The following is a 25016-nucleotide window of genomic DNA, read 5'->3' on the forward strand; positions in this document are numbered from 1 at the left end:
GAAGGCGCGTTACTGACCAGCAACTTTCGACGTAATTGCGGTTAGAACATCCAATCTGACCCCTTACGGTTCTTTTGCCAAAGCAAGAAGATCATCCAGCCTGCCGTCAAACAAATGGAGTTGGGCAGCCAATTCCATTTCCGGAATAATGCACGCCGTAGAACAATTCAGCACATTGAAATATTGTGGAAGGCACACTTGCTTCCCTTCAATGACGCAATGTACTTTGCAATCGGGGATGGCGCTGTCACGTCAGTGGGGATTCGTGGAACTAAGTGCGTTAAAGAAGCAGCTTCAGGAACACCTTGGCGATGGCCTGGTTCTGATAGTCGGCTCAGGGCTGTCCTGTGCCGAGGGCGTTCCTGGCATGGGCGCGCTCGGGCATCATCTGGTGACACACATACCAGCCAGCCTGTCCTTGGATGACACGAAACTCTGGGAAGAGATCCATCCACTCATCGAAACCAATGGTCTGGAAGCGGCGCTGCTGAAACACGCGCCTACTCCGTCCCTTGAGGCTGCCATCGTACAGAGCACAGGAGACTTCATCGCTGCCTCCGAGGCAAACATCATCGCGGAAGTATTCAACAATACGCGGACACTTCGGCTCACCAAGCTTATCCCGCACTTGTTGAAACCAGGTACCGGCATTCCAATCGTAACGACGAACTATGATCGTCTTGCCGAGCTAGCCTGCGAGGAAGCCGGACTGGGCGTCGATACTATGTTTTCCGGCCATTTCGCTGCTCGACTCGATCCGGAGGATAGCTACTGGAGCTTCTGCCGCCACGTGAAGCTCGTCGGCAAGAACGTGCGATACAAGTTTGCCTCAAAGGCCAATGTTTTCAAGCCTCACGGCAGCCTTGACTGGTACCATCGGGAGGGTAATCCGGTCCGCTATGCAGGCACACTGCCGTTGCCGCGCTTAATCATCACGCCGGGACTGAACAAGTTCCGCAGCGGCTACGAGAGTCCATTCGACAAGCACCGAGAAAAAGGGAACGACGCCATCGACAAGGCCCGCCGTTTTCTCATTATAGGCTATGGGTTCAATGATGATCATTTGGAAACCCATCTCACGCCACGCATCAAATCGGGCGTGAAGACCGTAATTTTGACCTATGCGCTTTCCCCCAAGGCACGAGAGATAGCGATCGAAAACAAAAACGTAGTTGCGGCGGAGTTTCACGAAAACGGTGGAAATGCCGGTGCCCGCATCATCGTCGATGGAGCGGAAGTTTTCTATCCCGGTATCGACTACTGGGACCTCGATGGTTTTGTGAAGGGAGTTCTAGCGGCATGACTAGTCCGGCACTTGAGTTTACGGAGAATGACCAGATCGGGCGCGTGGCCGGTGTTGACACCAGTCGCGTAGCGATAGACGTCACCAATTCCGAAATGCTGACGCGCGTTGGGATCGGGCAACTCATTGCTATTAGGGGCGCGACACAGGCGGAATTTCTTATCGGGATGACCGACCGGGTCACTCGCTCTCTTCGCGAAGTGCTCCCTGATCCAGAAGGTGGCGAATTCGGCGCGCTGACCGTTTCGCCTGCGGATCATATGCAAGCCTTTGTCATCGGTACCTACCGAACCATTGATGGTGACAAGGTAGACACCTTCAAACGCGGTGCGGACAGTTTCCCCCAGATCGACCGCGATTGCTTTGTCATCGAGGGCGGCAACTTACAGCGCTTCATGGGGATCTTGGACGCCGACGTTTCTGAGCAGGAGCGCTTGAAGCTAGGCACATTTGTCGCCGATCGAAGCGCTGAAGCGATCGCAAGTGGTGATCGCTTCTTCCAGCGTCACGCTGCAATTCTCGGCAGCACCGGCTCTGGTAAGAGCTGGGCAGTCGCCCTCATTCTTGAGAGAGCAGCCAAGCTCAAATACCCCAATCTCGTCGTATTTGATATGCATGGCGAGTACGCTCCCCTTGCTGATAAGACTAAAGGTGGATTCGCGCAGCGCCTCAGGGTTGCCGGCCCTGGAGACCTCGCTGCACCGAAAGACGACACTCTCTTTCTACCGTATTGGCTCCTGAACCGCGATGAGATGCTGTCCATGATCTTGGATCGCAGCGATCAAAACGCGCCCAATCAGGCCTCACGCTTCACCCTCCATGTCCGCGAACTGAAAGGCGCAACGCTGGACATGGCGAAAAAGACTACTGTCAAGGAGACCTTCACCGTCGATTCTCCAATCCCCTACGCCATGTCGGAGTTGGTCGACCGATTGGAGACCGACAATACGGCTAAAGGAATCGGTAAAAACGGTGCCGCCATAAAGGGAGATTGGGAAGATAAGCTGACGCGCTTCATCTCCCGCCTGGAAGCGAAGCTCGATGATCGCCGATATGGGTTTATGTTCTCGCCACCTGCTGAAGCGCTCGACTATGGGTGGCTCGCGAAGCAGGTCGTGAAACTGCTGCGGGCCGACTCCGGTAACGGCATTAAGATCATCGACTTCTCGGAGGTTCCCGCCGACGTGCTGCCGGTCGTGACCGGCACGCTTGCCCGCCTGCTCTACGACATCCAATTCTGGATGAACGCGGAGTCACGCACAGCAATTACACTGCTGTGCGATGAGGCGCATCTCTATCTTCCTGTGAAGGACGATGCCGACGCCGTGCAACGGCAGGCCCTGTGGTCGTTTGAGCGCATTGCTAAGGAAGGTCGAAAATACGGCTTCTCTCTTCTTGTGGTAAGCCAACGCCCATCCGACGTGAGCCGAACAATCCTCTCTCAGTGCAACAACTTCCTTGCCCTGCGGCTTACAAATGAAAGCGATCAGAACGTCATCAAGCGCTTGATGCCGGATTCTCTCGTCGGTTTGACGGCAATGCTTCCGCTTCTCGACACGGGCGAAGCACTTTTGCTCGGCGATGCGGTCCTACTTCCCACGCGGATTAAGTTGGATCGGCCGCAGGTGAAGCCTGACAGCGCTACGCGAGAATTTTGGAAGGAGTGGGGCACATTGCAACCCGATGAGAAGCTTCTTGAAGCAGCGGTCGAGTGCCTGCGCAGCCAAACCCGGTTGAAATAAAGGCGTTTCGAAGACGAATATCAGTAAGGTTCCAGCAACCGTTCTCGCTACTGCGGCGAAACCAATTAACGAATGGCAGGCTTCGGGGTCGCGACGATAAGGCTTACGACAACGTCACAGAAGCTTCGAGCCTCGCGGTTCAAGATGTGTTTGGAGGGTAAATGGCGAAGCGCGATAAATATTCAAGTTGGGATGATCTAATGCAGAACGCGACCGATGTCGACTATCGCATTTCGGTGCGGCGCATAGAAGGAAGCGCTACGGCGATCCTTGCGCCTCATGGCGGAGGCATCGAATTCCTGACGCTTCCGCTAGCACGCTCAATTGCCGGCGACGAATACAATTTCTATGCATTCGAGGGCGTCAAGAAAGTTGGCAATTGGGACCTGCACATAACCTCGCACCGCTTCAAAGAAGCGCGTGCGCTCACATTGATCGCCGGTTGCGATCGTGTCGTGACATTCCACGGCTTGGACGGCAACGCTAAGTCGGTACAAGTCGGTGGTGCCGATGGCGCTTTGGGTAAAGCAATTCATGACGCTCTGATAGCTGCGGGGTTCGATAGCAAGATCGAGACATCAGGAGCGTACGCTGGAACCGAACCGCTCAATATCTGCAATCGAGGCCGTTCCAGAAAAGGCGTTCAACTAGAACTCAAGGCTGGGCTTCGTAACGCGTTGAGGGACGACAAACAGGTATACGACGCATTTGTGGCGGCCATCCGCGCAGCGCTTCAGCAGAATGGGCGCACAGATCGAGACGTTGGCATTGGATGAACGTCTGATGCCAAAGTGGGCTTAACAAGACCTGCCTGTCTCCTCTCCACCTAATAATGGTCGTTAGTAGCAAAAAAAAGCGGAATGACCGCTTTGGAGTGCGTGTGAATCGTGCGGTAATGTCTGCAATTGCGCGCGAAGCGGAACGACCGCTTTCAACCTTACAGTGGCTGACGCTCGCTTACGCGGGCGGATAGTTGGGTGACGGCGGTGTTGCGAGGGTGATCATATTGCCGTCGGGATCACGCACTTGTGCCAGCGTCGAGTAATCGCCTGGGATATCGTCACCCAGCATGATCCCCACGTGACGCAACCGTTCCCGTTCAGCGGCAACGTCGTCGATAATAAGAAAGATTGCCCCTCGTCCGGCTATTTCATCGTCTGTCGAAATCCCCACTCCGGCCTGATTGAACAGTTCCCATTGAACGAGTGTGCTCATGGGTCGGGTATCCGGTCCGCGCCCGAACAATTTCGTATACCAAGCTTCGGCAGCTCCAAGGTCCGCGGTCAGCAAGAACATGTAAATCTTGTGCTGTGACATGCGTCTTCTCCGCAAATGGAAATGTCATTTGAAGGAGCCAGCCTAACATGAAGCGCTCTCGTGACCCAACGCCCCGCATGATTGGTTCCATTTCCAGCGTGCAATGCGGCCAGGCCGTCGAGGATGGACGCAGGAGATCACGTCATAAAAGGCATGATATCGACGCCGTCGCCTGGAAACACCGTGATGTGCGGATGGTCTCGAAACATCTTTGCCGCAGCCTCCGCTGTTGCAGCTTCCACCACCAGATAACCGCAAAACGGATTTTTGGCTTCCGTTATGCCCTGCTTTGTCACCCGCGTTGTCTTCCCCACCATGCCGCCGCGATCAAGGATGACCGCAGCATTGCGCTCTTCCCATGCCATCCATTGTGCTATTCCCTTTGCATCCACCACGTCCTGCTCTTCTTTTGACAGGCGTCGAAAGGATGCGAGGTCTTCAGGCTTCATCGTATACACAGCAAGAAATTTCGGCATCGGTATTCCTCCCTCAGCTTTTAAACACTGTGAGTTTAGCGTCACTGCGTCGGAAATCACGCCTTATCGTCCGTCGAGGTCAAGCGCAGGCGAGAGGCGTCGATAAAGCGACGTTGCCTGAATTGTACTCACCACGCAAAGCGAGCGACCGCTATCGCGCGCAGGGAACGCTGCCCTCCCCTCCCAGTCTCGACATGTCGTGACGATAATCTGTTCACAAGCTGACAGCGCCATTTTGCACGATAGGCACCGTGTTATTCTTTTGGCGAGCAATCCATCGGCAAACGGCCGGAATGAAGGCGCGTTGCGGTCCGGCAATCCTGGGTCAACTTCTGCTTCTCTCTTCCGATCGGCTCTCATTGGCTTCGTCGCAACAGCACATCTAGCGACGTCTGCCGTACTTGTAGCGGATGCGCCCTGCTTGCCGAAGGCTTCCAAGCTCCCAGGTTAGGTGTTGACTGTCATCGAGGTTCATCGAAGAGGGCCCAAAAGCCGTGTTTTCGTCCGTGAATCTTTCGTAGGCCTGCGATGTAGACATCGTGCGGAACCATTGCGCTGTAATCGGATATATGACGAGCCAATGCCCCACATTCCAGCAAATGGCGCGCCGCGTGTTTGTACCGGCTGGACCGGCCACCATCGAGCGTGAAGTCGATCATCGCCCGAAGAAGAACGCTTGCCGACAAGGGGAACTTTTGCGCAAGTTTCTCTGCGGCGGCCGACAAGAGCTCATACAGGTCACCGTCCATTTCTGATGCGCGGCACAGAACGAGCTTTGATGCTTCGGGGAACGATGGATACCGAATGAAGAAAGAAAGTGCCTGGTTTGCATCCGGAAAGTGCTGAACATAATCGAATGCCTTCTCTTCGGCTTCCATGTCATCAAAATCAGGAAGCCGCTGTAAATATGCGCGCAAGAGTTCAGCATTGAGTGACTGCTCAAAGCTATTCCAGCGAAACTGTTGCGCCTCATCTGTGCGCCCGAGGGCTTCCAGGGTTTCCGCCCGCTTTGCTTGCCACTGTGACGAGATTTCACGCCGATTGTCGAATTCAGCTTTATCGAGCGCATTGAGCGCTTCTTTCGCCCGTCCTTCTGACAACAGCCGCTTGGCTATTCCAGTCGCGACCGTTGCAAACGCCTTCGATGCCTCCGATTGTTGTGCAATATAAAGATCCACATCGCCAAGCGCATCCGCTATTTGCTCAAGCGCAACTTTTACCGTGATCGACTGACCTCTGGCATGAAGCTCTTCGCGGTAAATAGGGCCATTCATGCTCCAGCCGACAAACTGCATGTCTGCCTCGGCAATCCTGGACTTTGGTTCTTTTTCGCAGCGTTCAAACGCATTTTGAAGTTTTCTGAGACCCGTCTCCCCGAGCACGGGAGCCATTGCATCAATCAATCCGTCATATTGACCGTAGCCATTATCCTGAAGAGCAGCGACGATTTTGTCGACCAGACGCTGCGTCGAAACCTTTGCCAGCGCCGCGATGCGTCCGGCATCGTCACATGCTGCATGAAAACTTTCAATCAGTGTACCGCTGCCATCATGGGATCGTTCGAATATCGGATCGGCAAGCAACAGAAACTGCCAGATCAGCTCAAAGGCTTCGTCCGGATCAGAAAATGCGATTTTCTCAGCAATCGTTTTCCGCTGCGCTTCCAGATCCGCTTTGACCGATTTTACCTTTTGCCAGTCGATCCAGCTTTTTGCGCGCGCAATACTACCCAGGCGCTTACGGACTTCTCTTGCCAGTTCCACCCCGCTTGCATTGCCAACGAGTTCCATTCGAAGGCGACGCTTGTGATTGGCGTTACCGGTGCTGATTTCGATCAACAGTTCGGCCAAACGTTCCACGCCAAGCGCTTCAAGATTTTTTGCATTCAACGTCGTCTTCGATGCCATTGACGGCCTCTTCTATGGATGGATCACATCGTCCATTCGGCACGCAGTGATTATGATTTATCTCGATGCTGTTCTGAAAGCTCAAAGCACGCCCCACGCCCGAAACCGCCCCCTGCCCGTCATTTCGCGCAGGTTGAGCTCTTCGACGAGGCGAAGGGCGGCACGGGGCGTGATGTCGAGTTCTGCCGCGATCATGCCGGTCGAAACCAGTGGCCTCGCCAGCACCAGTTCGATGAGTCCCGGCAGATTTGATGAGGCGCGGCGGCCGGTCAGGCGACGTTCCATCATCTGCCGCGCCAGCAGCAGCCGGTCATGTTCCTTGAACCCGAGCTCGACGCCAGCAATCATGCCCTCGAGAGAGGCCATGAGCCGGGTTTCGAAATTGCGATGACGGCGCCGCTCGACGCGGATGGTTTTCAGGCCGACATTGAAGGCCAGCAAATGTGCCTTCGTGGTCAGTCCTTCACGCCGGAGGAGCGATGCCGCCAGCAAACGGCCCAGCCACGGCGCCCGCTGCAACACCGCGAGCTCGTTCCAGGCATCGAGCGCCAGGACGGCCTGGAGCACCGGCGGCAAATCGCCGACTTTTCGCAACACGGTTCGCCATTCCTCGAGCCGCTCCTCTTCATCCCAGTCGGGATCGCGGATCAGCGGGTCAGTCTCCGGCTTAGCCATCCTCTGCGGCTGTTTTACTTTTGCCAGAACGTCTTCGGATCGCGCCAGCACCGCGTCAATGGCGTCGAGATCAACGCCGGGCAGGTCGAGCCCGTCATCCAACCGACTTTTTCTCCCCTCCCCATCCTGATCTTGCCGACCGACCGCCGCATCGTGCACCGCAGTGTTTTCGCTCTCCGCGAGGATGCCATCCCCAGGAGATGGTGCAGGCCACGCCTGCCCACCAACCCGGAGACTGCGCAAGCCGTTCGGGCTCAGCGCCCAGTCCGGCTGCTGTGCCACAATGCGTCGCCTTGTCTGCAACACATCGCGGGCAATGGTGAGTTGGTGGCTGGGTGAGCGGATATCGCGCGCCGCCTCATGCAGGACGAGGTCTTCCATTTCGACCAGTTCGCCGTCGAGCCACAGCGAGGCGCAGGCATCGGCAAAATGGAACCGTTCGATCAGCCCTGTGCCGACCGGCGAAGGAGCAAGACGCTCATCAAGACGCGCCAGAGCCGCACTGGCACGAGCCGACGGTGACAGCAAGGTCTTCAGAGGCAAATGATCGAGATCGTAACGCATTGAAAACATGGTAAACAAATTCTTATACGGACACCAGTGATTATTTAATGTCCGGCACTGGTGATGCGCTTGAGTTGGCCTTTTAACCTCCGATAAGTATAGGTTATCGAAGCTTATTGATTTGAAGCCGCAAATCGGTGAAAGTCAGGGCCAACCGCGCCGTAGAAAGCCCGCTTTCAGGCCAATCAGGGAGTTTTGACCCGTGACCACATCGCCCGTTTCCGCCATCGAACGGCGCGCCGAAACACTCGATACGATTGCCGCCGTTTTGCCGATGGACCGCCGCGACATGCTGGCCGGCATTTTGACCGATGAGGATGTTGAGACACTGCGCCATTTGGTCAATGAAGGCATGGGTGAAAACACGCTGCGCGCGCTGACCTCGGATCTGGCCTATCTCGAAGCCTGGTCGATGGCCGCAACAGGGAGCCCCCTCCCCTTCCCGGCACCGGAAGCCTTGCTCCTGAAATTCGTCGCCCATCACTTATGGGGGCCGCAGCAACGCGAGATCGACCCTGATCACGGCATGCCGGCCAACGTAGAAGAGGAATTGCGCCAACAAGGTTTTCTGCGCGTGTCGGGACCGCATGCACCGGCAACGGTGCGCCGGCGTCTCGCCAACTGGTCGACGCTGACCCGCTGGCGCGGTCTGGAGGGTGCGTTCTCATCGCCGTCCGTCAAATCGGCCATCCGGCTTGCAGTGCGTGCGCTGAACCGACCACGCAGCCGCAAGAGTGCCCATGCGATTACCGGCGATATACTGGCCAAGCTGCTGGCAACCTGTTCGGGCGAGGAACTCACCGCCTTGCGGGATCGAGCTATCCTGATGGTAGCCTTTGCCTCGGGCGGGCGCAGGCGCAGCGAAGTCGCTGGCTTGCGTGTAGAACAGCTTGTCAAACAGCCCCCTGTCACCGATGAGGATGCTCCTCCTCTCCCCTCTCTCGGCATCCATCTTGGTCGCACCAAAACCAGTGACGCCGATCATGATGAAACCGTCTATCTGACCGGCCGACCCGTCGAAGCCCTCACCCGCTGGCTGGAAGCAGCCAGGATCGACAAGGGCAGCGTGTTTCGAAAAGTCGATCGATGGGGCAATGTTGCGGCACGTGCGCTCGAACCGAGCGCCGTCAACCGGATCGTCAAACAGCGCGCGCAAATGGCAGGGCTTGAACCGAGGGAGTTTTCAGCGCACGGTCTGCGCTCCGGCTATCTCACCGAAGCCGCCAATCGTGGCATTCCGCTGCCCGAAGCCATGGAACAATCGCGTCATCGCTCCGTGCAGCAGGCGTCCGATTATTACAACAATGCCAAAAGGCGCAGCGGGCGGGCGGCAAGGTTGCTATAGAAGCCGATACAAAATGCCGTTCCAAAGACCGAAAAGAAAAAGATCATTTTTCGCGTTCTTTTAGAGAATTCGGACGTTCATCTTAGTCTGATCATACTATCACGCGGGCGGCAGCACTCCACTGCTTCAGTGCTTCTTAAATCTCCATAGGTCGGATATCAACTCGACTGAGAGTTAAGAATTTCCGCTACTCTGGCGTCCGATCGATGCAAAGGCCGTTTGCCGGAAAATATCACTAGGATCGATCTGCCAATATTTCCGCGTTCAGGACCGCGTCAACCTCTTAGCTAATTGAGATGGAGTTGAAGAAACATTTCCCTATTAGTTTCGCTTGCCTACTCCGGTAAGTATAAGATATTTTAACTTGGGGAATAATCGCGCAATCAATATAATCGCCACGCGATGTAGGAGGAGCATACAAATGCGGGGCATCTGGCTGCTGTCGTTAACTCTCGTCATGCTCCCCTTCGTTATTAACAAAGGACAAGCTGCAGAGGCAGCCGCGGGGCGGTATATTCCAGGGGCATTCGCCACTCCCGGAGCTGGCATTGTGCCTCCGGCACCGGGCGCGTACTGGGCTTGGTCAAACGTTTATTATCACGGTAAAGCAGAAGGATCTGTGCCTTTTGGCAAAAACTCAGTAGCATTGGGATTGAAAGGCGATATTTATGCTTCCATTCTGGCCGGTGTGTTTGTTCCCAAAATTGAGCTGCCTGGAAACTGGACCTACGCTTTCGAAGCCGCAGTTCCTTTTGGATACACACGAGCCGAAGCGCTTGTCGGTCCCGCAGACATTATCCAGGATACTGCGGGAATAGGTGACATTGCGATTACTCCTTTGCTATTCGGCTGGCACAACAAAGCCAGTGACTTCTGGCTATCGACGGGCTTGACTATCACTGCGCCAACAGGGAAATATTCCGCAGGAGATCTTGCTTTTATCGGGCTTAATTATTGGACGTTTACGCCTTCGGTGGCAGTGACCAAGCTGCTCCCCAATCATGGGCTCGACCTATCAGCCAAGTTCGGCATAGACATCAACACACGCAATCCAGATACCGATAATTATAGCGGCGCCACGGCGCATCTTGACTTGGCGGTCACAAAAACGGTTGCGAAGAATTGGCAGATCGGTGCGATTTCCGGCATTCTCTATCAGTTCGAGAAAGATGACAGCGCATTCGCTAACGCGCGGGATGATGGATTTAAGGGCCGATCATTCGCGATAGGTCCATTGGTCAAATACAAAGCAAAATTTAGCGAGACGAATGAAATCGACCTCAGTCTCAGTTGGGCTCATGAAGTCGCAGTTGAGAACAGAATGAAAGGCGATGCCGTTTTCTTCAACGTGAGTGGAAAGTTTTAGCAGCGAGCTGTCTCTTTTTTAAACGTCCGCCCTTCCACCACTTTCGCAGCAACATGTGCTCGCTGGCTACGTCGGCGACCTCCAACATAGACGGCGGATAACGCCGTCCAAAACCTGTCATTGGTTCGGTCCCCACGAATGGAAGAACCGGAAGCTTCCGTGATCGAGAATGTTGGAGAATGACCTTCCCTGTTTTCTATACTTAGCCTGCTTTCACCACGGCTGGCGGCGTCCAGGCACCATCCATAACCGAGGTTTTTGGCCAGTAGGCGCGGACGTAGAGCGAAAAGTCCCCTTTCGGGGCTGGAAGCCAATTGGCGCGCTGTAGAGCGTTCGCGGGCTCATCTGCCTGTACATAGATCGTGAGCTCGCCATCGGGAGAAAGTTGTAGGTCTTTGTTCTTTGTCCCGACCGAAAAACGGTTGATCGGGTTGGCGACGAAGAAGTGATGCTCGTTGTAGATCGAAAGCGACCAGAAGCCATTCACGGGCGGCGTGCCATCCTTGGAGAACGTCACCACATAGTTGTTGGAGCTGTTCAGCCGGTCACCGGAGACATCCAGGTCCTGATAAAAATATTTCGTCTCATCGGGCGAGTTGACCAGGATATTCGACTTGGCGACGGCGGTCCGCGTGAAATAGTCGACCCCAAACGCGGACTCGTTGGAGATCGTGCTCCAGTGATGGGGCAATTGCTGGCCATAGTTACGGAACTGAAACAGCGGATTGACCAGCTTCTCTTCCGCGTCCTTGGCGGCCTCTACCATCGCCTGCTTGATTTCCGGGCTTTCCCTGGCAGCCGTGAGTACCGCGAGCACCTGCGCGTAACGTGCCTCTTCGCCAGGCAGCGGCAGCGCATCTGCGAGCACCGTAGGCAGTTCGTCGAAGAATTTCTCCGGAAACACCCAACGCGTTTCCTCGTCACCATGCGGAGCGCCAGGCACTTTGGGTAGCTTGCTCCACTCCATGCGCTTCATTCGCCCGTCATAGTTGGCGAGCGGATACATCACGATTCCGGTGAGAACATCCTGAATCGCCCGCTTGTCTTCCGGTGTATCGTCCATGGCAATACGTGGTGCAGCTAGACCGGTCTTGCTGGATGCACGAAACACCCTGGTGATGCCCTGGGGCACCTCCCCTTCCCAGTCCGGACCAACCAACAGGTAGAAACCTGGCGTGGTGCCATGCATCTTGCCAAGTTGTGCGAAGCTGTCAGTGCGCAGATCGACGATCTGGTACACCCAGAAACGATCACCGAAGTTCGGCACCTGGATCACGACAGGCGAAACGTCCAACGCCAACAGTCCGAGGCCGTAAACGACATCCTGATTTGGACAGGCGACATTGCGTTCTTCCGGATTGACATAGTCAATAAGCATGGTGAGCTCGTTGAGCGGCGACTCAAGCAATGGACCGGAGTATCTGTGTTCCTTCATCTTGGAGAAGGCGAGCCGACGGTTGTACATGTTGACCAACGGCCAGGCCCAGAAGAAGGCGTCGCGGGCAACGTGCGCCGCGTAGGCTTCGGTGATCTTCACGCGCACGTCTGGCCCCTGGGGCAGCGCCTCGTCCCAACCGGGTGATGGTGGCAGCGGCTGTGGGTTCAGTTCCTTCGCTCGTGCAGTACCCACAGCAGCATCGCCCGTTTCCGTGGCTACGGCCACGGCAAGAGTGGCGGCGCCGAGTAGCATATTGCGCCGGTTAAGCGTGACATTGTTGGTCATAACATCCTACCTGACTCGTTATCGGCTAAGTGGTTTCCGGGATCGTTTTGAGAGCGAGCCGCACCGTGCCGAACATCAGCAGCGCGCCACCGAAATAGACTGCAATGAAGAACGCTTGCCCGAGCTGCCAGGCGTTCTTTCCTATGGTTATCGGCGAGTAATAATAGCCTGGCCAGATCGCATCAAAGACGAAGTAGCCGGGATAACCGACAGCGAAGACACCCAACAATCCGACTACGCAGAGCCAGAGTGCAGCCGAGTTGTGCGCATCCGCGCATGCTCCTGCCCGCGCTGCCACCATGGCCGTTAGACCCATCGCCACCATGCCCAGCCCGCCTGTCTGCACGGCAGCCACCGAGAGTGTCCACGGACACGCCCACCAGAGCGTGATGTTCTGAATGAACAATTCGCCCGTCGGCCAGCGCGCGCCCACGCAGTAGTGCGCAACGATGCCGAAAGTCTGGAATACACCAACCAGAAAGAGGCCGAGTCCCCATTTCGCGAAGCGAGCGCCAGTAGTCATGACAATCCTCTTGCTATTGCACCGCGACTTTCTCCACGTCAGGCAACACCCAGAGCTTCTCGAAGAGCTCTTTCTTCGGTCCATAGAGGCGGAATAGCAGTTCGAACCCCCGCTGTGGGTCGGTTGGCACCCAGTTTACTTCCTTACCCGCAGGCGCTTTCGGACCGAACCAGATGTCCACTGACCCGTCTGTGTTTTTCTGCAACTCCGCGGCATTCGACGCACGACTAGCTCGGTCGAGGTTCTTGATCAGTGCATGAGTTTCCCGATCATAGGCGGTCACGGACCAGTAAAGTTCGACCGGCACGTTAGGCGGCACATGCAGGCGATAAGACTTGTCACCCTCGAGCTGAGCACCGTCCTCGTCTTTACTCGTAATGAGATAGGTCTGAGCAGTACCAAGCCGTTTTATTCCTATGTATCCTATACTGTAGGTCAAGGCGCGCGCATCGACTGGGTAGATATCCGCCTCGGCGTACCCGGACGACCCCGCCTTCACCAGGTCGGAAAACGCCGGGACGGCCCAGCGCGTCGTCGGGAAAAACGGAGGGAAACCAATTTCATAGTTGCGATCAAGAAAAGCCCTCGCCTCAACAGCTGCTCTGTTCAGGATTTCGGTCGTTTCCGCATCAGGCGTGAAAGCCTTGCCTTTCTCTATACCGATAGATTTAAGAGGGTCGATCATCGCCTTGTCGCGCGTTAGCCATGGCTCGCTCTGTACAATTCGATCCAGCGACTGGAAGAAGCGCAAATCGTAGGGGATGGTCGAATCGTAGAGCACCTCCTTCGCATCCGTGAACTTAGTCTCCTGAGGGGTCGCGGCTTGCGAGAGCGGGTAGACCTTGAGCCGCTTTCCATATGTTTCGGCCTTTGCAACGTCAGCGTCCGCATGGCTTACCAGATTTGAGCGGAAGAGCGCATAGCCTGCGAAGGTTTGCGACTGGACCGCAATGTACCCATCGGGAGGTTTCTCACGGTAGCCCGGCGGCAAGATCAGATATTTGCCGCCTTTTCCTTGATCTGCTCCGTATGGCCCGGCATCTTCCAGCGGCATCTGCCAAACGGTGTCGATATTGGCGGCAAACGACCCGCCGTCGGCAGGTGGAACGTCTATGACAATCGGGCCTGCCTCCTTGGTGTTAAAAAAGATCATGAAGTAGAGCGCATCTGGGTTCGGCGTCAGCGTCTGGTTCTTCCAGTCGACGGGCCGTGACCAGTAAACAATTTCATTTTGCCTGACGCTCGTCTTTTTTAGTGCCTCTTGAAGCATCAAATCGTAGTTGACGGCCGGCATGCCCCAAACTAAGGCTTCCACGGCTCGGCGCTCTATGGTGCGGCTCCGCAGCTCTTGCGGATTAAAATCCTGCGCTTGCGCGGAAGCGAGAAAGCTAAGGGTTACTAGCGCAGTCAATAGCTTGATCATACGTCTCTTCCCCAATTGCGAACCGTGGCCATGTATTTCCCCCATCGTTCGCAGTGACAATTCACATCCACGAGGCAAGCGATGTCAAGTACTTTCTACTGGCGTGATCGACGCTCTATCTTTGTAAAGACTACTCTAGTTCTAAGTTATACAAGTTGCGCCAAGCAGAATGATAAGGTTGCTGAGTTCGTCAGGATTTCTGGATGTACCACGTCACAAGCACTTCCGAACAACAAATTGTGGCCACCTCTCGTACCAAGAAAGCCGCTCAATCTAGAAATTTTATTGTACCCAATTTTTGTCGAAAACGCGACGTTCAAATGAAGGATGGAACAAGACGTGCGTGCCCTGGTCAACCGCTGGCTGGAAGCGGCATATCGGATATCCCCTACCCAAAGCCATGGAACAATCGTGCCATCGTTTCGTGCAGCAGGCGTCGGACTATTATAACAATGCCAAGCAGCGTAGTGGGCGGGCGTCGAGGCTATTGAGCTGATCCAGAAAACCCTTCGTATCCCCCCCCCCCGAAAAATACGGCATCTGCCGTATTGTTCGGTCCGTTGTGAGTCAGTAAGGACTCAACGATAACAGTTAAAATCTGGCCAGCTCTCGGGGGAATGACAATGGTTGGGAGTTCTCGATTGCGCCTGCCACAAGCAACGTTCTTATCAACGAACTCCTCGCCTGTTTGCGTCAAACTTCCCGATTCAAGGATTTTGTCTGCTAGAACGCCCCTCTATTTTGCGAAACCTGCGATAGCCACGCTCTTCCTCACTCTGTTTTCACCGATCACAGCATTCAGTGCCGAACACTCCGGTGGTAACGGTGGTGCCTCGGACCAATTCTTTCAAAATGATGCGGCGTTTAGCGTGCTTCATGGGGGAAAGGGAGGACAATCCGGGGTAGCAGGCGGCCCCGGTCTTACGCCAGACTTCAACTCCGGTTTCTACGGCGAAGGCAGTGGCGGCGGTGGAGGCAGTATTGGGAGCGACGGCGGAAATGGTGGCAATGGAGTTGACAAAGCAGGTAAACTGCCAGCCACAGGCGGCCAAGGTGGATCCGGAGGAACCGCACTGGGAAGTAACGGCGGGAATGGTCAGGACGCCGCCGGCAAGGGAGGTAACGGTGCTGGCGGTGGCGGCGGTGGCGGCGGCGCAAATGGGCTTGAAGACACCGCCCTTCATCTCGCGCCGACAGGCCTTCTTGTGGGTGGAAGTGGCGGCAACGGCGGAAATGCACTCGAACTGACAGGACAGGATCATCACGGCGGCGGCGGGGGCGGAGGAGCCGGCGGCAATGGTGCAATTATCGGCGGCCTGATGAACAGCTATGGAATTATTCGAGGCGGAATGGGCGGCAACGGAGGTATTGGTGGAGCAGGTCTGCCAGCATCTGGCACCGGTGGCGCGGGTTCGGGAGGTGACGGGGGTGACGGATTACAGATACAGGGCTCCGGTCTTTCGCACTTAAATTTTGGGCTTATAGAGGGAGGCTCGGGCGGAGACGGCGGACGCGGCGGAAAGGGCAATAGTAGTTTCAATTATGCGGGCAACGGAGGTAATGGTGGCGACGGTGGTACCGGCATTTATTTGAATGCCCGAAACAATCTGACGAATGCTGGAACGATCCTGGGAGGAAATGGCGGAGCCGGTGGAGATGGCGGTATCGGCTTTCAATTGTCATCCCAAAATGGGAATGATGGCGACGATGGGACTGGCGGAGTGGGGATCATCGCCAATGGTGATACTCGAATCGTCAACTTTGGTGCCATCAGCGGCGGGTTATCGGGTGACCATCAGACGCGTTCTAACGCTCTGCTCTTCCGTGGTTCGGCAAATGTCTTGGAACTTGCCGGCCGTTCACAGCTGATAGGTGGGATCGAGCTTGACAGCGGCAGCACAGTGACCATGTCTGGAATCGATGGGCCCGTTGGATTAGACAATGATTTCAAACTTGGAGCAGGTTCGGCGTTAACACTGAACGCGGCCAGCTACAATCTCTATCTTTCTGGAATGGTCTCCGGAGAGGGCGGACTAATAAAAGATGGTTCAGAAATAGTTGAGCTGTCCGGCATCAATTCATATAGCGGCGCAACAACCTTAAACGCTGGCGTTCTGACTGTTTCTTCGGATACAAACTTGGGCGGTTCTTCCAGCAATCTCGTGTTGAATGGCGGTGCGCTCGAAACGACAGCAGCGTTTGTAATGGTACGCAACGTCGACGTGACGTCGACTGGATATATAAACACCGCTATTGGCACCGTACTTTCACTCACAGGCACAATCCAAGGCGTCGGCAATCTGACAAAATCAGGCGGCGGTGTCCTCGCTTATGATGGCCGGTCATCAGCCTTCATGGGAACAACGTCTGTTCTCTCAGGCGGGCTCATTGTTGGCTCAGAAGTCACAAAGAATAATGCGCGACTTGCCGGCTCCGTCTTAATAGAGAATGGCGCCTTACTCGGCGGACACGGGTCCGTAGGCTCCGGGCCAGGTTCTCTAGTCACGCTCGCTCCGGGAAGCAAGTTGGCTCCTGGCAACTCCATTGGCACGCTTACAGTCGACGGCGATCTGACGCTTAAGCCTGGCTCAGCGCTTGAAATCGAAATAGCCAGCAATGGCGCCTCCGATCGCGTCGATGTAACCGGAACAGCAACGGTTTCCGGCAGCAATGTCTCGGTCACGACGATTGACCCAGAAACCAGTTATCAGAACGGCCAACTCTATCATATCCTGACGGCGGATGGCGGTATCAGTGGTGAATTCGCAGGCGTTGTGTCGAACTCAGCCTTTCTCGATATGAGCCTTGCCTATGGTAACACAGCGGCAGACCTGAAAATCTGCTTGAATACCGGCTGTCCCAAGCCGGTTGATCCTGAAAAGCCCTCCCCTGCCCTCTTCACAACTGTGGCCCAGACCCGCAATCAGCTGGCAACCGCAGGCGGTCTGGATACGCTGGCGCAGACAGGTTCGTCACTGGCCTTGTACAATACCCTGTTGATGCTGTCGGCCGATGAGGCGCGTGGGGCTTTCGACAGCCTTTCCGGCGAGGCGTACGCTTCAGCCAAAGGCGTTTTGATCAACGACAGCCAGTTTATTCGCAATGCAGCCCTTGGTCGTCTGCAACAAGCGTTTGGCGGCGCTCCGGCAACGCGGATCAATGCGCTTTCCTATGCCGGAACACAAAGGCCTGTTTCGGCTTCCGCCTCTGCCATCGATACTGTGGCTCCTGCCAGCATTGTTCCTGCTCAAAATCCCTATGCCGCCTGGGGCTATGCCTATGGCGCTTGGACGAGGCAGGATAGCAATAGCAATGCAGGATCGGTAAAATCCTCTGTTGGCGGCTTTGTCACCGGTATTGATGGTGTGGTCCTCGATACATGGCGTCTCGGACTTCTGGCCGGCTACAGCCATTCCAGCTTCGATGTAGATGATCACGCCTCGTCAGGCAGCAGTGATAATTATACCCTCGGCGCCTATGCAGGGACGGAGTGGACGCTCAATAATGGCCATGCCTTGGCGTTCCGGTCCGGTCTTGCCTATACATGGCATGATGTCGACATGAACCGTTCTGTCGCCTTCCCCGGCATTGCCGATAATCTGAGCGGCGATTATGATGCGGGAAGTTTCCAGCTCTTTGGCGAACTTGGCTATAAGATCCACTACGGCAAAGCCCTGTTCGAGCCTTATGCGGGTCTTGCCTATGTTCGTCTGAAGACCGATGGATTTAATGAAAAGAGCCAGACAGCGGCGGCCCTTGCGGTTCAGTCTGACACAACGGAAACCAGCTTCTCAACGCTCGGCCTTCGCGCATCGACAGAGTTTGCTCTGGGTAGCATCACGGCAACAGCACGAACCGACCTTGGCTGGCGACACGCCTATGGTGACATCACGCCGGTTTCCACTGCGAGCTTCATCGGTTCTGACGCCTTCACAGTCTCAGGCCTGCCAATCGCCGAAGATGCAGCTCTCATCGAAGCTGGGCTTGATTTCAAGCTGACCGACGATGCCACCCTCGGCCTCTCCTATAACGGCCAGTTCGCATCCGGCGCCAAACAGAACGGATTCAATGCGAAACTCAGTGTGAGCTTTTGAATTGGAGTCCGCCTATGGCTATCATCCAGTGATCAAGAATGGCCAATCCAGGCAAAAAATATTCGAACAGATGGATCAACAGCCCGTCGGTGCCAAGGCCTCATTAAGCCCACGGAGCCGCTCGGCTGTTAGGCTACGCACTGCCCTCCTCCATTTTTTCAAGCGAAGGGTGCCGCGAGACTAATCAACATGTGGCGTGCGATCATTATCTAATAATGAAATCGCTTCCGTTCGCGCCCTTCCAACCCAGTCGAGGCGTGCCGCATTTTTCATTGAATGTCTGAGTGTGCTTTGTAACGCCACAGTCTGCCGCAGAAATTTGAGATCTTTGTCCCGAGCTGGCACAACCAGCCACAACTACCATTACCGAAAAAAGTATCACGATGTTGATTGACTTCATTACCATTATATAACTCTTACTTTTATTTTCCGAATTCGAACAATGAAGCGCTATCTCGGCGTTTGAACGCCTTGAAAAGGCTCGCATTCTTTATTGTTGACGATCTATACGAAATATGTGAGCCTTTACTCACATTGTCTACTCGTATTCGGAAATTGAGAATATGGCCAAGCTCAACGCTACAAATCCCAGAAAAGCCGCCTCGCAAGAGAGGTCGAAAATGACCGTCGAGGCGATACTGGATGCCACTGCTCGCGTTTTGGTGCGGGATGGATATGCGCGGGCCAGCACAAATCGCGTCGCTGCCGTAGCGGGAGTGAGCATTGGATCGCTCTACCAATACTTTCCCAATAAGGAATCGCTTGTGGCTGCGCTCGTCGCAAGGCACAATCGTGAAATTCTGGCTCTGCTGGAAAATGCCATGCAAGAGTGCGCGTCAGACGACCTGAATAGTGCCATGCGGGAGCTTATTCGAGCGATGATTGCTGCGCACCGGCTTGATCCTGAGCTCCACCGGATCTTGAAAGAAGAAGTTCCCCGTATTGGAAAACTTGCCGAGGTGGAAGCCATCCGAAAAGATACGCTCTATCTGGTTCGGCATTATCTGGAGCAATGTAAGGAAGACGTTCAGCTCAAGGACCTCGATACGGCTGCGTTCATATGCGTCACGACAGTGGAGACATTGACCCATGCCATCGTCCTCAATGACTGCGGCCACTCCCTCTCGGACGAGGCCGATATTGTCGAGCACATCACCCGGATGATTGCGGGATATCTGGGCACGGCACCAATACCTATCCGTGCTATTTTGAAAGAAGCGGCCTGATCCCAAAGGTTCAAGATGCGCTCCAACCAAACGCATCAAGCAACGCGCCGCGATTGCTGGATTGAGCCCGTCTGGATTTTCGGCCCATATCCTCTGCGCCAGTAATCTCACAGAAGCGGACAATCGCGGCATTCCCCTGCCCCGAAGCCACGGAACAATCTCGACATCTTTCCTTGGAGCAAGCATCCGATTATTACAACAACGCAAAATGGTGCAGCGGGCGGGCTTCGCAGAATGTCTGCCTTTCCAATACAAGAAGGTGCGCCACCGATCAGCAACATGATCCAAACAATAAAAATACCTCGTTCGAACGCCTGTGTCGTATTAGAAATATAACACCAGCCCAAGTATTGGCCCCTTCTGAACCACATCATAAACGAAGCCATCGTGACTGTAGTCCACGCCAAGCGCGCGATAGCCTCCAATGGCCGATAGATTGTCCCTGAATTGGTAGCCAATCGTTCCAGCCACGTCCCAGTCCATCTTTGCCTGCCCGGCACCCACAACACCCCAACCGCTGAAATACACATTGTCAGTCAGAAAATACTTGCCGCGTACCCCTGCAACGGCATCAACCCAAGCAGCGCTATCACGCCCGCTGTGCCCGTCGAACAACCCACCTTCAAAGGAAATTTCCGTGCTGGCGTACCAGACGCGCCCTCCTGCAATCACATCAAGGCGATTTCTACCCTCTTCAAAAAGACTGTAACCACCACCAAAAAAGCCGGAGAACGTCTCGGACTTAATATCAATTCTTTCGCTCAACACCCCATACGGGGTCTGTCCGCCAGTTGATATTTTTGTATAAATGATATCGCTGAACAGACTATAGCGATCATAGTGACCTTCCAAGATACCCATGAAAGAGAAGTCGAGATCCTTAAGAAGACTGCCGAAATCGGACTTCATTTTCGCGGGCGGCAGGCCAAATTGGCCCACAGTTCCACTGATACCAGCAGCCCAGAAATAAGGACTTGCGCTGAAATGCCATCTATCCTGCGTAAGTTCCAGTTTCGCGGGCTCGGACAAGACCGGTGTTAAAGGACGATCTGCGGCAACTGCCGCAGATTGACCGCCAATCAAAGCAGTCATTGAGAGAACGAATAATCTATGATGACACATTTTCCCTATAATCCCGCTTCGGTTATCAGTTTAGGGACATGTCTGTCATTGCTTTTGCTCTGAAAGTACCCGGTCTTCGACTGCGCAATCCACAGTCGGCAGCTTCGCTGCTTCCAACTCTTTGCGTGCGGCATGGATATCGGCAAGGAATTCGGAGTTGCCGTGTAGTTTAGCAACTGTTGCGGCCCCCATAATGCGTCCTGCATCGACATCACTTTGCCAATGTGCGTTACAAATCACGCGGCTTTGCCCAAACGACAATCCGCGCTTAAACAGCTCATCGGCACGCGCTGGATTCACTTCTGCCAAGGTAAGCGCCCAGGCCCAACCCGCCGCCGTATGTCCCGATGGATATGAGCCATCGTTACGCAATACATCTTCTTCGTCTGGCTGACATGTGCCTTCATTGTGCACGACGAAAGGACGGGTTCTGTTATACTGGTTCTTGACACCATAGGTTGAAAGCCCGGCATCGGTGAGCACTCGCTGCATCAAATTATAGAGATGCGGGGTCTTTTCTTCACTGATATCCACGCCCATAGCACAGGAGAAATTCTTGGCAGGCTGAGGAAACTGTAAATCAGCGTCTGTCCGCGCCAAGTCCCAACGTGCTTTCCCACGCTGTTCGATTGTCGCCTCTCTTGCCGCCTCGTCACGGGCCAGCGCCGCACTTCCCGCCGGAGGTGGCGAGCCTAGCAAAACAAGACTGTTAGGAAGCTCATTCGTTTGCAAATAACCTGGTGTCAGATGAAAATGTGGGTCTGTCACCTTTGGCCCGACAGCATTGTCTGCCATGGCGGAACTCACAACTTGGCCAGCGAATACGACAGCGGTGATTAAGGCCGTTTGAACGATCTTTGACAACACTTAATGCTCCTAGATTTTTAGCTTAAGACTGCTCATAGGCTGATGTAAATCAGTTGGGCTGAGGCTTGGCTTCGGGAAATTTCCACTCGCCGCTGACAACGGATGGGTCTGGGCGATAAAGCCTTACCGTGTAGTTCCAACCATCAACTATCGGAAGACAGTTTGGAATTTTACCATCGCAGCCACCGAACTGTGCAGTCACCGACCCGTCGGCATTTTTCTTCGAAGTAATGCTATTGAGCGAATAGGCGTCATAGTCATTCTTCTCAAAATAACCTTTTGGATTGTAAACGCTGATCGACCAGAAAGCCTTAACCGGCACGTTCTTTGGCACATCAAGGATGTAGACTGTTTTTCCGTCGTTTTTCGCCGGCGTAAAACTTGGATACATCGCATCCTTTTCCGGGATGCCCCCCCATCCAGAGGCTGTACCAATTAAATGCCGGATCGGATCGACTTGGCCGCGGGCTCCAAATGAACCGTTATACGACGTCTGATACTTTGTTAGCGCGAGCAATGCACTACGAATGTCCGTAAGACTCTCTTCATCCCAGTTCGGAAGATCGAGACTCCCCGCCTCCTTCTGGATGACCTTGATAGCATCTTGAAGCATGTGAACTTCTTCGAGATCCTTTGGATCATTAGGATCAACTAACGTACGCACCGCGACAAAGGCATAGCGTGTGCCAACAGATTTCTCATTCAGCGTAACGGGCTTCGTGCCATAGGCGACAATTGGCAGATAGTGATCCTGATCAACAACCATCATCGACATATAGCGCCTACCTGTATCAGGCAGGGAAATCGTTACCGGCCCTGCAGCAAGGTCAAACACAGCGAATGAATAAAGGGTATCACGGTTCATACGAATGACGGTCTGGTTATCGATCGTCACGGGCTCACGCGAATGCTTGAATTGGCCCAGTCTGCCTATGTCCTTTGCATTGGCTGCGAGGTAACGGTCGGTCTCAGCGCGCGCAAAATTGTCGACGGTAACTGGTATTTTTCTACCTGATGTCTCGGCAATGGCCGCACCGGTCCAGGCAACCGAAGCAATTGTGAGACAGACCCCCATCTTACGGAGCATGCTGTACCTCTTCATTAATTAGGGCTAACAGCCACGTCCCTCCAACAAGATGCGGCAAGGCTCACTTCTAGCATGGGCGGATCATCCGTCTTGCCATTTTGTGCCAACCTCAGCCGAGCGGCGGCTCCCCCGGCGAAATGCAATATTTAAAACGACAATGATATTGGGAACGAAGCTTCTTATCGAAGCTGCGATTGTTCGCGAAATTGGCACGGCGTGACACCGGCAATCCGGCGAAACGCTCGAGTGAAATGTGCGGGATCAGAATAGCCAGACGCAAACGCGATATCGATAATCTTTGAATCGGTATCCCGCAACAATGTGCTCGATCTCTCAAATCTCACGCAGTCCAGTATATCGGAATATGCAAAATCGACATTCGCTAGTTTACGTTGAAACGTTCGCGTACTGACGCCTGCCATCTCCGCTACCGCAGCAAGCGTCGGAAGGCCCCCGTCTAAATAAGACGGCAACATCAGCTTCAGTATTTCTACTATGTCAAAGCCGGATGGACCATCATCATGATTATTCGGCGAGAGATATGGATCAGCTGATTGGTTTGAGAGACTAAGGTCAGAGATTGGTACGCCAATCCAGGCCGCATGCTGTCCAGACAGAAAGCGCACATTTGGCCATCGTGAACGCGTGGCTTCATTCGGCCTATAGTGTGCTTCAAACGCAATTATCGGCGGTGTCCAGTTGGGACCCGTGAATTGCCGAACAATGTATATCGAAAAAACGTTCTGAAGCCATTGCGCATGCTCAAGATGCTGAAGCTGTTTTTTTATTGCGAGCTTGCTGCAAACCCGTACGTGATCGTTGTCGTGTTCGATCCACATGTTCAGAATAGTATCTTCTCTCGAAGCCTCGTTGCAGGCGTGTCGCAACGCAACAAGCAGTGTCGGAGAGTGAGCGATCAATGCTCTGGTTTTCTCTCTGAGATGAGAAAAATGTAGACGCTGGCTGGCCAGAAACCCAAAATCTGCAATCCCCTGAGAATTCTGGGCAGCTTGAACAAACTGGATTGCTGGTAATACTGGAATATAAAGGTCGCCCTTTGCCTCAAAAGAGGGTGGAAGTCGCACTTTCTCCAAGAGTAATTCCGTGGGCGCGCCCATTTCATTGAGAATGCCGACAAAAGGAAGGAGAAACTGGCTGCGCGTTAAAGGGATGTTGGCCATTACATTTCTTCTCCATCGCCTGGTTGACGTTTGTTTTGCAACAAACCAGAACAAATGCAACGGCTGAGCCCAGGATTAAATGCTAACAAATTAAATGCCGAAAATTATAGTCCTACCGCCACATATCTACCTCCAGCGAGCAGAACCGGACACTGCTCGCAAAATAATGCTCCTCAATCCAAGCCAGCCGAATGAGACGACGTACGCCTAGACGGGAAAGATCGTCGTAGACATTCTTGACTATTCGTCAGAACAAATTGACGGCTTTTCCCGGCAGAATAGGAATAACATCGCCGATTGTGATTGAGATCGCGAGCATTTTTTATGGTTATCGAATATTAGCCATCTGATGTATACATATTGCCATCTCGGTCGTTGATTGCTATATTCTCAGCCAAGCCAATGAGGAAAACACGATGTCCGAACCGCAACTGTCCGTGCGTTCCAGCAAAGCGCGCGATTTGGCCCACGCTATGGCCAAACGCACCGGCCAACCGATAAACAAACTCGTTGAGCGGGCGCTTGAGCGTTATGATCAGGAATTGCAGCAAAAAAGCAATCGCCACCCCCTTGATGCCGTTTGGGAACTCGCCGCCGAAGGCCGAAAAGATGTTCCGGCTGGTACGACTTCTGCGCATGACGATCTCTACGACGAGAATGGACTGCCAAAGTGATAGCTGTCGATACCTCGGTTATAGTCGCAATCGTGCTTGAAGAACCCGAAGCCGAAACATTCAAGACAGTTTTGCGCAAGGAATCCATTTTCATCGGTTGGCCCACTCTTTTCGAAATAAGGGCGGTCCTCGCTGCAAAACGATTTTCCAATGCGGTCGATATTGTCAATCGCTTCATGGACGCGCCTAACATTACATCTGTCGCTTTCGATGAGAAATATTATCGAGCCGCTGAAAAGGCCCTTGAACGCTACGGGAAAGGTCGCCACCCCGCCGGTCTGAACATGGGAGACTGTTTTTCCTACGCTGTCGCCGCCGTGAACAAGGCGCCGCTTCTGTTCAAGGGACAGGATTTCGGAAAAACCGATCTCAAACTGCACCCTGCATCATCGATGGCATAA

The 25016-nt window shown here is 54.2% G+C and carries 20 protein-coding genes and 2 pseudogenes; 11 read left to right on the forward strand and 11 right to left on the reverse strand.

Features of this window, described 5'->3' with window-relative positions:
* Positions 1-238 precede the first annotated feature (238 nt).
* The 3 genes from QBD01_RS08090 (at position 239) to QBD01_RS08100 (ending at position 3821) form a co-directional block, all read left to right on the forward strand.
* On the forward strand, positions 239-1303 hold the full coding sequence (locus tag QBD01_RS08090; protein ID WP_280992366.1) for an SIR2 family protein: 1065 nt from the start codon (positions 239-241) through the stop codon (positions 1301-1303).
* Positions 1300-3045 (forward strand): ATP-binding protein, encoded by a 1746-nt coding sequence (locus QBD01_RS08095; RefSeq protein ID WP_280992367.1) that lies wholly within the window; start codon positions 1300-1302, stop codon positions 3043-3045. Before QBD01_RS08090 ends, QBD01_RS08095 begins: the two co-directional genes overlap by 4 nt.
* A 161-nt stretch (positions 3046-3206) precedes the next feature.
* On the forward strand, positions 3207-3821 hold the full coding sequence (locus QBD01_RS08100) for a poly-gamma-glutamate hydrolase family protein (RefSeq protein WP_280992368.1): 615 nt from the start codon (positions 3207-3209) through the stop codon (positions 3819-3821).
* Between the two features lie 181 nt (positions 3822-4002).
* Here QBD01_RS08100 and QBD01_RS08105 read toward each other — a convergent pair whose 3' ends face one another.
* From QBD01_RS08105 to QBD01_RS08120, 4 genes are all read right to left on the reverse strand, one after another.
* The gene (locus QBD01_RS08105) at positions 4003-4260 is read right to left on the reverse strand and encodes a VOC family protein (RefSeq protein WP_235964135.1); all 258 of its coding nucleotides are present in this window, start codon (positions 4258-4260) and stop codon (positions 4003-4005) included.
* 239 nt (positions 4261-4499) lie between these two features.
* The gene (locus QBD01_RS08110) at positions 4500-4838 is read right to left on the reverse strand and encodes a hypothetical protein (RefSeq protein ID WP_280992369.1); all 339 of its coding nucleotides are present in this window, start codon (positions 4836-4838) and stop codon (positions 4500-4502) included.
* A gap of 461 nt (positions 4839-5299) precedes the next feature.
* The gene (locus QBD01_RS08115) at positions 5300-6745 is read right to left on the reverse strand and encodes a DUF6880 family protein (RefSeq protein WP_280992370.1); all 1446 of its coding nucleotides are present in this window, start codon (positions 6743-6745) and stop codon (positions 5300-5302) included.
* 81 nt (positions 6746-6826) lie between these two features.
* Positions 6827-7993 carry an RHE_PE00001 family protein gene (locus QBD01_RS08120; RefSeq protein ID WP_280992371.1) on the reverse strand — a complete coding sequence of 389 codons (1167 nt, stop codon included), beginning with the start codon at positions 7991-7993 and terminating at the stop codon, positions 6827-6829.
* A 265-nt stretch (positions 7994-8258) separates the two neighbouring features.
* Here QBD01_RS08120 and QBD01_RS08125 point away from each other — a divergent pair, with 265 nt between their 5' ends.
* On the forward strand, positions 8259-9329 hold the full coding sequence (locus QBD01_RS08125; protein ID WP_392391350.1) for a site-specific integrase: 1071 nt from the start codon (positions 8259-8261) through the stop codon (positions 9327-9329).
* Positions 9330-9750: 421 nt separating this feature from the next.
* Entirely contained in the window at positions 9751-10695 is a 945-nt protein-coding gene (locus QBD01_RS08130) for a transporter (protein WP_280992373.1), read from the forward strand.
* A gap of 202 nt (positions 10696-10897) precedes the next feature.
* Here the strand turns inward: QBD01_RS08130 and QBD01_RS08135 are convergent, their stop codons facing one another.
* The 3 genes from QBD01_RS08135 to QBD01_RS08145 are packed head-to-tail and all read right to left on the reverse strand — an operon-like array spanning position 10898 to position 14364.
* A complete protein-coding gene (locus tag QBD01_RS08135) occupies positions 10898-12418 on the reverse strand; it encodes a DUF1254 domain-containing protein (RefSeq protein ID WP_280992374.1) in 1521 nt (506 codons plus the stop codon).
* A 25-nt stretch (positions 12419-12443) separates the two neighbouring features.
* Positions 12444-12941: a hypothetical protein gene (locus QBD01_RS08140; RefSeq protein WP_280992375.1), complete on the reverse strand. Its 498-nt coding sequence runs from the start codon at positions 12939-12941 to the stop codon at positions 12444-12446.
* Between the two features lie 13 nt (positions 12942-12954).
* A complete protein-coding gene (locus tag QBD01_RS08145) occupies positions 12955-14364 on the reverse strand; it encodes a DUF1254 domain-containing protein (protein WP_280992376.1) in 1410 nt (469 codons plus the stop codon).
* A gap of 379 nt (positions 14365-14743) precedes the next feature.
* Here QBD01_RS08145 and QBD01_RS08150 point away from each other — a divergent pair.
* The 4 genes and pseudogenes from QBD01_RS08150 to QBD01_RS08165 form a co-directional block, all read left to right on the forward strand.
* Positions 14744-14860, forward strand: a pseudogene (locus tag QBD01_RS08150) (integrase); the annotation flags it as partial.
* Between the two features lie 145 nt (positions 14861-15005).
* Positions 15006-18458: an autotransporter domain-containing protein gene (locus tag QBD01_RS08155; RefSeq protein WP_280992377.1), complete on the forward strand. Its 3453-nt coding sequence runs from the start codon at positions 15006-15008 to the stop codon at positions 18456-18458.
* Positions 18459-19021: 563 nt separating this feature from the next.
* Complete coding sequence (locus QBD01_RS08160; RefSeq protein WP_280992378.1) at positions 19022-19684, forward strand: TetR/AcrR family transcriptional regulator; 663 nt, start codon at positions 19022-19024, stop codon at positions 19682-19684.
* A 34-nt stretch (positions 19685-19718) separates the two neighbouring features.
* Positions 19719-19917 (forward strand): annotated as a pseudogene (locus QBD01_RS08165) (integrase); the annotation flags it as partial.
* A 91-nt stretch (positions 19918-20008) separates the two neighbouring features.
* On the opposite strand, the gene QBD01_RS08170 reads toward QBD01_RS08165, so the two are convergent.
* From QBD01_RS08170 to QBD01_RS08185, 4 genes are all read right to left on the reverse strand, one after another.
* Positions 20009-20776, reverse strand: coding sequence for a hypothetical protein (locus tag QBD01_RS08170; protein ID WP_280992379.1), 768 nt, complete (start codon positions 20774-20776; stop codon positions 20009-20011).
* Between the two features lie 75 nt (positions 20777-20851).
* The gene (locus tag QBD01_RS08175; RefSeq protein ID WP_280992380.1) at positions 20852-21670 is read right to left on the reverse strand and encodes a phosphatase PAP2 family protein; all 819 of its coding nucleotides are present in this window, start codon (positions 21668-21670) and stop codon (positions 20852-20854) included.
* A gap of 52 nt (positions 21671-21722) precedes the next feature.
* Entirely contained in the window at positions 21723-22760 is a 1038-nt protein-coding gene (locus QBD01_RS08180; RefSeq protein ID WP_280992381.1) for a DUF1254 domain-containing protein, read from the reverse strand.
* 179 nt (positions 22761-22939) lie between these two features.
* Positions 22940-23941, reverse strand: a complete 1002-nt coding sequence (locus QBD01_RS08185; protein ID WP_280992382.1) for an AraC family transcriptional regulator — start codon at positions 23939-23941, stop codon at positions 22940-22942.
* A gap of 416 nt (positions 23942-24357) precedes the next feature.
* Here QBD01_RS08185 and QBD01_RS08190 point away from each other — a divergent pair, with 416 nt between their 5' ends.
* Entirely contained in the window at positions 24358-24615 is a 258-nt protein-coding gene (locus QBD01_RS08190; RefSeq protein ID WP_280992383.1) for a type II toxin-antitoxin system VapB family antitoxin, read from the forward strand.
* Positions 24612-25016 (forward strand): type II toxin-antitoxin system VapC family toxin, encoded by a 405-nt coding sequence (locus QBD01_RS08195; RefSeq protein ID WP_280992384.1) that lies wholly within the window; start codon positions 24612-24614, stop codon positions 25014-25016. The genes QBD01_RS08190 and QBD01_RS08195 overlap by 4 nt, the downstream gene beginning before the upstream one ends.

Origin of the sequence: Ochrobactrum sp. 19YEA23 (assembly GCF_029909865.1) — a bacterium.
GTDB classification, from domain to species: Bacteria; Pseudomonadota; Alphaproteobacteria; order Rhizobiales; family Rhizobiaceae; genus Brucella; species Brucella gambitense.